Below are 10613 nucleotides of genomic sequence, written 5' to 3'. Positions count from 1 at the left end.
CCAACAGCAGATCCACGCGCGCAACACCACCGGTTTTGCCCCGGTTACGGATATGGGTGCTAAGTTATTGATAAATAACGACAATTGTTGGCCAGGAGGGTCAACGTTTCCTATTGTAAATCAATACGGTAGCGGATGGTTCGCCAACCCATTTCCTCGTATTCTCTCGTATGGTCTGGCGAACCTAAGGACCAGGAGGAGGACTAGTATTCCATGCACGCGGTGTCTCTTTCATCCCACAAAAGGGGTCGATGAACCCGTGTTGACCATTGGGTACGAGCGCGGCTGGTTTGGGGCCGGCAGCGGACTGCCGTTTTTCGGCGCAGCGTGCGAATGAGCGGACGTTCAGGTCGGGGGCTGGGCATCGCCGTGACGGGACCCTAAACGGTCCGACTGGTCCGGCGGGACAACCGCAAGCGTTCATTGCAGTGTCGGGCCTTTCAAGGATCGCTGAACGCGAGTGGTGACTATTGCGCCGCTTCCGCGAGCTGCCGGCAATACTGTGTGATCCGGCGCGTATCCAAGTTGGTCACGCCGAGCAGGAGCCCCTGCCACGGGGGTGATCGGACACACCATTGAGAGAGGGGCGACGGAGCCAAGCCGAACGAGCGGGCGCGGCGGGCGATCTCCACATCCGACAGAGAGGCGGTTGTCGAGACAATGACGGCCAACCCCGCAGTGGCTTCGACTTTCAGCGAGTCCGACCCGACCTGTGCGAGACCGTCGAGCACGGCCTGCCGCCGAGATGCGTAGAGGCGCTTCATGCGCCGCAGATGCCGAATATAGTGCCCTTCGCGCAAGAACTCGGCCACCGCGCCTTGCAGCGCCAGGGCTGGAGCCGGCGCCAGGCAGGCGCATACGTCTCCGAACCGGCCAGTCAGTTCGATGGGTGCAACGACGAACCCGAGGCGCAGGGCTGGGCTGATCGTCTTGCTGAAGCTGCCAATATGCAGGACCCGTCCACCGTTATCGAGCGAAGCGAGCGCCGGAGCCGCCCGGCCAGTCAGCTGCAGCTCGCTCAGATAATCGTCCTCGATGATCCAGGCGTCGCTCCGCCGGGCCCAAGCGAGCAACGCAAGCCTGCGGGTCAAGGACATCGTCATCCCGAGCGGGGCATGTTGCCCTGGCGTGATGATCGCCAACGCTGCGTCGGGGGCGCTCCGGACGCCGGAAGCGACGTCCAGGCCTTCGGCGTCGACCGCAACGGCCGTCACGGTGATCCCTGCCAGGTCGAGCGCTTTGCGTGTGATCGGGAAGCTCGGATCCTCGATCAAGGCTCGCGACCCCTCCACCTGCAGAGCGCGCACCGCCAGACCGAGCGCCCCGGAATAGCCTGCCGTGACGAAGACTTGGGCGGGACTGCATCGAAGACCCCGCGCGATTCCGACATAGGCCGCGATCTCCTTTCGCAGCTGCGGATCGCCCCGTGGATCGGGATAGCTGACCGGCGCGGCCGCTGCCCGCCGCGCCGCTCGCGCGACGACGCGCGACCACAGCTTGAACGGAAAGGCGTCTTGTGAGGGCACGCCCATCTGGAACGGCAGGGGCGGCGTTCCATAGGTTTGGAACAGCTCCGGCAGGGGCGGCACGTCTGGCGACCACAAGGGCGACGACGAAGGCGACGGGCGCTTGGCGACGCGGGTGCCCGCCGCGCCGGCGCCGACGGCGAACTGCTCGTCAATGAGGCGCTGGTACGCGACGCGTACGGTGCCGCGCGAGACGCCGAGCTGTGCGGCCATATCACGCCAGGAAGGAAGCTTTGCTCCCGGGTCCAGCCGCCCCGTCTCGACGGCGTCCCGGACCGCCCGGTAGATCTGCGTCGCCAGCGGTGTCCTTGCGGCGCGGTCAAGATCGATGGGCAGAGGGGTCATGGGGCAATGGTACCATCATTCCCGCCAATCTTGGTCCTGTTTCATGACCACAGCCGGCCACATCTAACGGCCATCGCCACGTGACAAATGATCGAGGAGACAATTCTCATGAAGGCAATCGTCGTAACGGACCAGGCTGCGGGAATGGCAGGGATGACGCTGGTGGAGCGACCCGAGCCGCAGGCTGCGATAAATGACGTCGTCGTTCGGGTACATGCGTCGGGGTTCGTCCCGACTGAGCTGACGTGGCCCTCGACCTGGACCGATCGACGCGACAGTGACCGAAGACCGTCGATCCCTGGGCACGAGTTGGCCGGAGTGGTCACCGCGCTTGGCTATGGCACCACGGGTCTTTCAGTAGGACAGCGCGTGTTCGGTCTCGCAGACTGGTATCGCGACGGCACACTGGCGGAGTATATAGCCGTGGAGGCACGCAACCTCGCGCCGCTGCCAGGCGACGTCGAGTTCACGGTGGGCGCGAGCTTGCCGATCTCGGGTCTGACGGCGTGGCAGGGACTATTCCTGCACGGCCGTCTTCAGGCGGGGCAGAGCGTCCTGGCGCACGGCGCGGCCGGCGCAGTCGGTTCGATGGTGACGCAACTCGCACGAGAGGCCGGCGCTTATGTCATCGGCACTGGACGCGCCGCCGACCGTCAGAAGGCGCTGGATTTCGGCGCAAATGAATTCATCGACCTCGAGAACGATACCCTGGAAGACGTCGGTGGAGTCGATCTGGTGTTCGATGTCATCGGCGGCGATATCCAGAAGCGGTCCGCTGCCCTGATCCGAACCGGAGGAACGCTGGTGACCGTCGTCGGACCGGCCGAATCGCGGCCCGCCGACGGCATGGCGGTCGACTTCGTTGTCGAATCCGACCGTGCCCAACTGAGTGAAATCGTCCGGCGGGTCCGGGACGGTCGACTGCGGACGAATATCGGCAACGTTTCGACTCTCGATGACGCCGTCGCTGCCCTCAACCCGACCGAGCGACGCGCGGGGAAGACAGTCATCCGTGTTCGTGCTTGAACCAGCTGCCATGGAGCATTGCTGTCGGCAGGGTCCGGAAGTGAGCGGATAGGGCAGACTGCTGGCGCGGGCCAGCCGCTCGGCGCGCCGCTTCCAGCTCGATAAGTGTCGTGTGCTTGGGCTTTGGTAATTCCGCCTTCGCGCATAAGGAGCCGACGCAAGGAACATTCCTGACCAGCCATGGTTTCTCTGCCAGGAGGAATCTGATGATGGCAGACGACAAGAGCAAGCGCGGTGAACGCGACCGCGACCGGGTATCAGCGAACGAGGATTACGAAGTCCGTCATTTCGCCAACAAGGTTGGGCTGACGGTTCAACAGGTCCGCGACCTTATCAAGCGGCACGGCAACGACAGGGCAACTCTAGAACGCGAGGCTGAGAAGCTTAGAGAATGATCAAGCTTCAGATATCCCTCCTCTCAGCCAGCCTGGTGAGCGCACCGGTGGCGAGCCGGCCGATGAATCCGGCCACTTCTACACCTGCAAGGTCTGCGGCCAGCGCGTCGACGGGCGGGACTTGCGGCAAGTCGCTTGGCATGAGGCGCCCGAGCATGAGCGTTTGAGGCGGAGCGCTAAAAAACCCGCCGACCTGCCTGCAAGAGGCGGCACAAGGAAGTTAGGACCGGATTGCGATTTCCAACGGTGGTGGTGAGCGCTGATTTGGAGCGAAGCTGATGCCCGATCTGCAACGTGCCGGAAAGCGCGACGATAGCGGCCACCTTGATCCTGCATCGCCGCGGATGCGCTACTTTGGTTCCGTTGACGTCCAGCAAGCGTTGTCAGGTTAGACGTGTGCGGTCGCGTCTTGGGACATCGTACTGGCTCAACACCAGTCCTGCCAGTAACACGGCGATCGCCAGTAAGAACGGGACCGCCACAAGCCAGCCTGCTTCCAGAACGCTGTTTTCATAACGATTCATGATGAGCCTCCTTCCAGGTCCCTACAGGGTGGAAAGGTTCGAGTCCCGGGTCGGTTCCCTTTTTAAGTAGAGCGGATTTTTTTGTAGAACTGCTTGGACGTCTCGTAGTCAATGCAGATGATTGCAACATGATGGACAGCCAGGAGCATCAAATTGGTCTCACAAACGTCTATGACGGCGACGCAGTAGAGTCGCATCGGCTATGCCATTCGCGCAACTGGAATAAAAGCCGACTTTGCGTCCATCATAGTGCCGCCGGGTTTGCGAACAACATGCAGTTTTCAGAAGTGTGTGGATGCGCTCCCAGGGCCAGATGGAAGGCTTGGAGCCGACATCTGACCTCAATGCGGTCAATGGTTGCCGGTGCTGCAATCTTGGCAATGGATGCCTCAGCCGGGGAGTTCGGAAAGTTCGTCAGCCGCTTCCTGAAAACCTTGCGCCGCAGCTCGCTCGAGCCAAAGACGGCCAGTTGCCGTGTTGTGCTCTCCGGCGAGGCCTTTCAAGAGATATCGGCCGAGCATGAGTTGGGCCTGTCCGTGCCCGCGCTCAGCCGCGGCCGCAAACCATTTCTGCGCCGCCATGTGGTCGACCGGCAGTCCCTCGCCGGAGCTCTGCAGTGCGCCGAGAGCAAACATTGCGCCGGCATGACCGTCGGCAGCAGCCCGTTGGAACAGCTGCACTGCGGCCTCCGGAGAACGTTTGCCTCCGCTCCCGTTGAGCAGCATCTCAGCAAGCGCCACTTGCGCATCGAGCATGCCACCGTCGGCCGCCTCGGCAAACCAGGCGCGGGCCTGTTGCGCGTCGGCGGCCACGCCGCGCCCGTCCCTGAGAATGCGTGCATACATGTACTGGGCTTCGGCCACGCCTTCAGCCGCGCGCCTTAGCCATTGCGCCGCCTGACTTTCATCCCGGTGTACGCCGACGCCCTTGGCGAAACAGATGCCGAGGTTGAAGGCGGCGACAAGGTCGCCTGATAACGCGGCGGCCTCGAACCATCCCGCTACGCTCGTGGTATCGTCCGGCTCGCCGGCCCCCTGGAGAACGAGATTGGCCAGGTCGACTTGGGCTGCCCGGTTCCCGCTGCTTGCGGCAGTGCGCAGCCAGCGCGTTCCCTCTTGCTCGTCCCTGGCAACACCGTTTCCCGTCAGGTAGAGAGAGGCTAGCGCACGCGCAGCGGCCTGGTGCCCCCCCTCGGCCGCACGACGATACCAAATTGCAGCCTCTGAAAAGTCCGGCGGCCGACTCTTCACGTAACGATCGCCGAGGAGATTCGCTGCTTCGAAGTTACCCGCCAATGCCGCACGTCGCATCCACGCCTCTCCGGCCACCGGATCCTGATCGCCGAGGCTCCCGTCGACAAGCGCCAAACCCAATCGAAACTGGGCGGCAGGAAGGCCTTTTTCCGCAGCTGACTGGTATAGCCGCGCTGCGCCAGCAAGGTTCCCTGTGACACCGAGGCCATGTTCGGTGAGGATCGCGAGAAGATAGATTGCTGTCGGCAAGCCGGCGTCTGCCGCCCGCCGGACCTCATCGGCAATCCTGGTTCGGTCGGCCAACAAACCCCGCCTTGCCAGCGAAAGGGCAAAACCAAGGCTTCCTTCGGCGCAGCCGGCCGCGGCCGACCGCTCGTACCATCTGTACGCAGCATCGGCGTCGCGCATTGGTTCGGGACCATTGGTAAGGATGTAGCCGAGGAGTGCCTGGCCGGTCGCGCAGCCGGCCTCGGCCGCCTTCGTGGCAAGGTCGAGCGCTGAGGCAAAGTCTGGCTCGCTCGTGGTATCCTCTACGAACAAGCGTTCCGATAGGGAGCCCTTGTCAGCTCCGGCGGTCGCCAGCCCGGTCACATAGAGTGCAGCGAGGAGCGCCTGCGCATCACCGCTCCCGTGATCCGCTGCTCGCCGCAGCCAGTGCGTCCCCTCTGCCCGGCTCGGCGGCACGCCGGAACCTTCGAGATAGCAACGAGCGACCCGATACTCGGCATGGGCGATTCCCGCACGCGCAGCCTTCGCGAAGAGCAGAAAGGCCTCCGTGGGCTTGCCACTTTCAGAGAGCTGGATCGCCCGGCGCAATGCTATCGACGGGTTAGCCAAACCAGTCAGGCGATCCAAAATTGTCATCGATGCCAGCCTTTGACTGCTCCAGTTCCTGTCGAGCTGCAGACTACGGCTCGCGCATCGCTTCCTGACCGATCGGGAGCATCACCCCAAGAATGTATTTGAGCACCGTGCGCCGGCCGACCTGAACGTCGGCAGTCACCGGCATGCCGGGGGTGAGGGCAAACCCGGCGGGTACGTCATGCAGCGCGACCTGATCAATGGAAATGCGCGTCCGATAGAACGGTTCTGCATTCGAGGGCAGCATCGCCAGCGAACTGTTTGGATCGCGTGCTTGCTCCTGAGCCGAGAAGGAATCCGGACTGAGCGTGCGCACGGTGCCGTGAGCAAGGCCGTATTGCGAATAGGGGAAAGTGTCGAACTTGATGACGACGGGATCGCCGACATGGACGAAACCACTACTGCGGCCGACGACATTTGTTTCGATCTCGAGCGGCGCCTTGGCTGGCACCAGCGTGATCAGGCGCTCGCCCGACTGCAGGACCGAGCCGACCGACACCTTTGCCACAGACTGGACAATGGCATCTCCTTCGCTTTTCAACTCGACCAGTTGCTTGCGGAGCTTTGCCTTGTTGAAGAGCTCGCGAGCGTCGGACATGCGAGAACTCGCCTCCGACAGACCTTGCGAGACTTCCGCGCGCCAGCCTTGAATGTAGCCGGCGCGGTCGGCGGCTACCGCGGCCTGCTGGCGCCTGGCGGCTTCCGCTGTCTGCACGGCGTTGCCGAGCGCCCGGGACATTTCAGCCGAATTGTCCTCGGCAAGCAGAGTATTGAGGCGGCTCCCGACCTGCCTTTCTTCCAACTGCTTGCGCATCTCTTCTATCGAGGCCGCGACGGACAGCCGCTGCCGGTAGCCAGCGGCATCAGATTGCGCGCGCGAGATCACCGAACTGAGTTCATCGCTTTGCCGGTCGAAGTTCTCCAGCTTGGCGTCGTAGACCGCCTTGCGGCGCTCGAAGATTGAGGCCTGCAGGGTCCAGCTGGGGTCGAGGCCGTCATAGTTGAAGACCTTGCCGTCGGCCTCCGCCTTCAACCGTGCCACTTCGGCCTCAAGCGTAGAGACCTGCATAGCCAGCGCCTGCAAGTCTGCTGAGGCGAAGGTCGAATCGAGGCGTGCAAGCAATTGACCGGCCTGCACATGCTGTCCTTCGCGCACTTCAATCGAGCGGACAATCGCCGTCTCCAGCGGCTGCACTATGATGTTGGGCGATTGTGAAACCACGAGCCCTCTCGTGGTCACCACCTGGTCGACCGGTATCAGTCCTGCCACGGCGATCAAGACGATCACCAGGCTCGAAATCATCCATACGATGCCGCGCGCCGCCCGAGGAATCGGTGCATTCGAGACCGCTGTCGACGGCCATTGAAACTCGAGTATGGCCGGCGTCGTCGGATCGTTCGTTTTCGCTCGGCACCAGCGGGCCTGGCGGATGGTGAGCGAGGTGCTACTCATGGCTTACCGGACCTCGAACCCAAGTCATCTTTGGCGAGAACGACCATTTCAATCTCCATCCCGCTGCGGCACGACATCATCAAACCAATCGAGGCGGCACGGCCGCCGGGCGGCCGCCGCGGTTGTCCAAGTGCCGGTTCTGCTGCGACCACAGCTGGCGATAGACGGCGCATCGTTCGAGCAGGATCGTGTGCGATGCGACGTCGAGGACCTTGCCCTGCTCCATAACCAGGATCTGATCGCACTCGGTGAGCGAGGACAGTCGATGCGAGACGATGATCATCGTGCGCCCGCTGGCGATGCGCATGAGGTTGGCACTGACGACCGCTTCGCTTTCCGGGTCGAGAGCACTGGTCGCCTCGTCGAGAATGAGGATGGTCGGATCGTGGATGAGGGCGCGCGCAATCGCCAGCCGTTGCTTTTGACCGCCCGACAGGTTGGGCGAACCTTCCTCGATGTAGGTGTCGTATCCGTTCGGCATCCGTTCGATAAATTCTTCGGCGCCGGCCAGATGCGCGGCACGCATGGCGTCGGAAAGCGTCAGGCCTGCGCGCCCGGCGATGATGTTGTCGCGGATCGACCCGCGGAACAGGAAATTGTCTTGGAGGACCACGCCGAGCCCTTGGCGAAGGTGACGCAGGTTGATTTCCTTGAGGTCGACGCCGTCCAGCTTGAGGAACCCGCTATAATCGCGGTTGATCCCCTGGAGCAGACGCGCGATGGTCGATTTTCCCGACCCGCTCCGTCCGACAATGCCGAACATCGTCCCGGCCGGAATGTGGAAGCTGACCCGGTCGAGCGCTGGCGTCTTGGTACCGATATAGCTGAATGTCAGATCGCTGAATGTAACTTCGCCGACGAGCCTTGGTCTCAGACCGAGGGAGTTCGAACTCGTCTCCAACGGCCGATTAAGGACGGATGCCGCCTCGCCGATTGCCGCCCCCACCTCCTCGTAGTCTTCGATCAGTCGCACCAACCCGACCAACGGCTGCGCGACGCGTTGGGAGATCATCATGAAGGCGAACAGACCGCCGACCATGTAGCCGGAACTGTCGTTCATCGCGAGATAGGCGCCAATCAGCATGGTGCCGAGCACCATCACGCGTTCAATTGGCGTAACCAGCGTCTGCGGCCAGCTGGCGAACTGCCCGAAGGACAGACGCGCCCTTCCCGCTTCCGCTACCCGCTCGTCCCAAAGCGCCTTGCGTTGCGGCTCGAGGCCTAGCGCCTTCACGGTCTTTATGCCGACAACAGTTTCGCCCAATGCTGCCGACTTCCAGGTCTCGGCGTCGATCACGCGCTGGTACCTCCGGCGTAGTGGCTTGAGGAAGGCGAGGATGATCAGCATGATCACCGCTGCGCAGGCAACGACGATCCAGGCAAGCTTGACGTTGATATAGAACATCACGGGTAGCAGCACGCAGAGTGTAATCAGATCGAGGAACGTGCTGAGCAGTTTGCCGGTCAGGAATTCGCGGATGCGATAGACCTGGGCGAGGTGGTACATCGTCTCGCCAGCCGGATGGCGCTCGAAATAGTCGAGCGGCAGGCGCAGGAGCCGGCTGAAAACGTGCAACTGCAGCTTGGTGTCCAGACGGGCACCAACGACATTGATGATCAGTCGCCGCGCGTGGCCCAGCAGCGTCTCGTAGGCGAAGACGACGGCGACTATGGCCGACAAGAGTAAAAGCGTCGAGACACTGTTGAACTGCAATACCTTGTTGACCACCGTCATGACGATGAGCGGCGGCAGGATGGTAAGGACGCTGAGCGTGAACGAAGCGATGGCGACGTCGCGAAGCGGCCGGCTTTCGAGCCGCACCAGTTCGGCGAGCCAGCGAAGCGTGAAAGGCGCATCGGCGGCAACATAGGATCGCGCGTTTCGCAGCAGCACCGCCTCGCCCGTCCACACCTGCGACAGCCGCAGCTCGTCGACGGCGGTGGATTCACCATCGTCGGGCGCGTCCGCACTTTTGAGGAAGACAACGTTGCGCTCGGCGCTCGCCCCGGTGAGGAGACCAGCGCCGCCATCGCTGAACAACAGAACGACCGGTCCGGTCTCCTGAAAGCGCAACAGATGAGACCAGCGAACGCGCACTGCCCGAGACCACATGCCGCCGTTCTGCGCCCATTCGGACAGGTCGGTGGCGCTTGGAAACGGGCCTGCACATGCCGCCCTGAATTCATTCGGATCAAGTTCGATACCGTGGTAGCGGGCGACCCGGAGGATCGCCTTGAGGCGCGGCCCGACCTGGTCAAACTCGGCAGGGCCACCGGGGCTCCGCCCCACTTCACTGACGCCTCTGGCCATGCCGGTCGGGTCGGCCGCGGTTCCGGCACGTATCTCAACAGGCTGGATTTCAGCACTACCAGGAATGTTCACCATGGACTCCCCTTCGGGCAGGCAGGCGATGGTTCAACATTGCCCGGGGCGGATCATTCCCGCCGGAATTTCTGGTGGCACTGATCATACTCCGCCCCGGTCGGTCGCACGAGCCCCTTGACCATTCGGAAACGCCGGACGCGCCGGCCTTGCCTTCCCGCAAAGCCCGCGCGACCGCTTCTCAGCTTTGGACCGGTTTTTATCGTCGTCTGTCCGGTCGCCATTCCTGCTCACTCATGCTCAGTCATGCGGCTTCAGAATATCCTTCAACGCCTTCTTCACTGTGTCGTCGCTGTTGGCGTAGCCGGCACCCTGCTTGTTCTGATCCGAGGTCAGGTCGGTGCTTGCACCCAACGGCTTGTTCTGGTTCTGACCAAATCCCCTGATCGTGTTGAGAACATTCAAGAGGTCGGTCGTCACCGAACCGGCGGCCAGGCTGACAAGCTGCCGGAACGACGCATGGCTGACGGCATCACTGTCGGTCGAGCCGGATTGCAGGAACTGCGTCGTGTCCTTGAGCCCGAGCGAGCTGGCGGTGACCGCGGCGGTGTGATTGTCAGGCGGGCCATCGGCATCAGTGCCATCGTTGGGATGTCCCTTCCCAGGATTGCTGCTGTCGCTGTGGTCAGGATCGTTGCCGCCACCGTTGTTGCCATGGTGGTGATCACCGGTCTCGCCGCCGGGGCCGGTCGCTCCGGTCGGGCCAGTTGCACCGGCTGACCCAGTCGCACCCGTGGCACCTGTCGCACCGGTCGAGCCAGTCGAGCCGGTCGCTCCTGTCGAGCCGGTTGCTCCGGTCGAGCCGGTCGAGCCGGTCGCGCCGGTCGCACCGGTCGCTCCGGTCGAG

7 protein-coding genes and 1 pseudogene are annotated in these 10613 nt (G+C 62.9%); 2 read left to right on the top strand and 6 right to left on the bottom strand.

The window, feature by feature from the left end:
* Nucleotides 1-467: 467 nt before the first annotated feature.
* A complete protein-coding gene (pdxR, locus tag AU465_RS34130; RefSeq protein WP_192257561.1) occupies nucleotides 468-1871 on the bottom strand; it encodes a MocR-like pyridoxine biosynthesis transcription factor PdxR in 1404 nt (467 codons plus the stop codon).
* Nucleotides 1872-1979: 108 nt separating this feature from the next.
* On the opposite strand from pdxR, the gene AU465_RS34125 reads away from it, so the two are divergent.
* Nucleotides 1980-2897, top strand: a complete 918-nt coding sequence (locus AU465_RS34125) for an NADP-dependent oxidoreductase (RefSeq protein ID WP_192257559.1) — start codon at nucleotides 1980-1982, stop codon at nucleotides 2895-2897.
* Between the two features lie 209 nt (nucleotides 2898-3106).
* Entirely contained in the window at nucleotides 3107-3292 is a 186-nt protein-coding gene (locus AU465_RS34120) for a DUF3606 domain-containing protein (protein ID WP_192257565.1), read from the top strand.
* A gap of 383 nt (nucleotides 3293-3675) precedes the next feature.
* On the opposite strand, the gene AU465_RS34115 is transcribed toward AU465_RS34120, so the two are convergent.
* The 5 genes and pseudogenes from AU465_RS34115 to AU465_RS34095 all read right to left on the bottom strand — a co-directional run.
* Nucleotides 3676-3816, bottom strand: coding sequence for a hypothetical protein (locus tag AU465_RS34115; RefSeq protein WP_192257557.1), 141 nt, complete (start codon nucleotides 3814-3816; stop codon nucleotides 3676-3678).
* Between the two features lie 389 nt (nucleotides 3817-4205).
* Nucleotides 4206-5933 carry a tetratricopeptide repeat protein gene (locus AU465_RS34110; RefSeq protein WP_192257555.1) on the bottom strand — a complete coding sequence of 576 codons (1728 nt, stop codon included), beginning with the start codon at nucleotides 5931-5933 and terminating at the stop codon, nucleotides 4206-4208.
* A 43-nt stretch (nucleotides 5934-5976) separates the two neighbouring features.
* Nucleotides 5977-7383 carry an HlyD family type I secretion periplasmic adaptor subunit gene (locus AU465_RS34105; RefSeq protein WP_192257553.1) on the bottom strand — a complete coding sequence of 469 codons (1407 nt, stop codon included), beginning with the start codon at nucleotides 7381-7383 and terminating at the stop codon, nucleotides 5977-5979.
* Nucleotides 7384-7462: 79 nt separating this feature from the next.
* Nucleotides 7463-9769 (bottom strand): peptidase domain-containing ABC transporter, encoded by a 2307-nt coding sequence (locus AU465_RS34100; RefSeq protein WP_210325386.1) that lies wholly within the window; start codon nucleotides 9767-9769, stop codon nucleotides 7463-7465.
* 237 nt (nucleotides 9770-10006) lie between these two features.
* A pseudogene (locus AU465_RS34095) lies at nucleotides 10007-10613 on the bottom strand (hypothetical protein); the annotation flags it as partial.

The sequence above is a fragment of the Mesorhizobium silamurunense genome (assembly GCF_014843905.1).
Classification (GTDB): Bacteria; Pseudomonadota; Alphaproteobacteria; order Rhizobiales; family Rhizobiaceae; genus Mesorhizobium; species Mesorhizobium silamurunense.
This window is presented reverse-complemented; position numbering and strand designations above follow the sequence as displayed.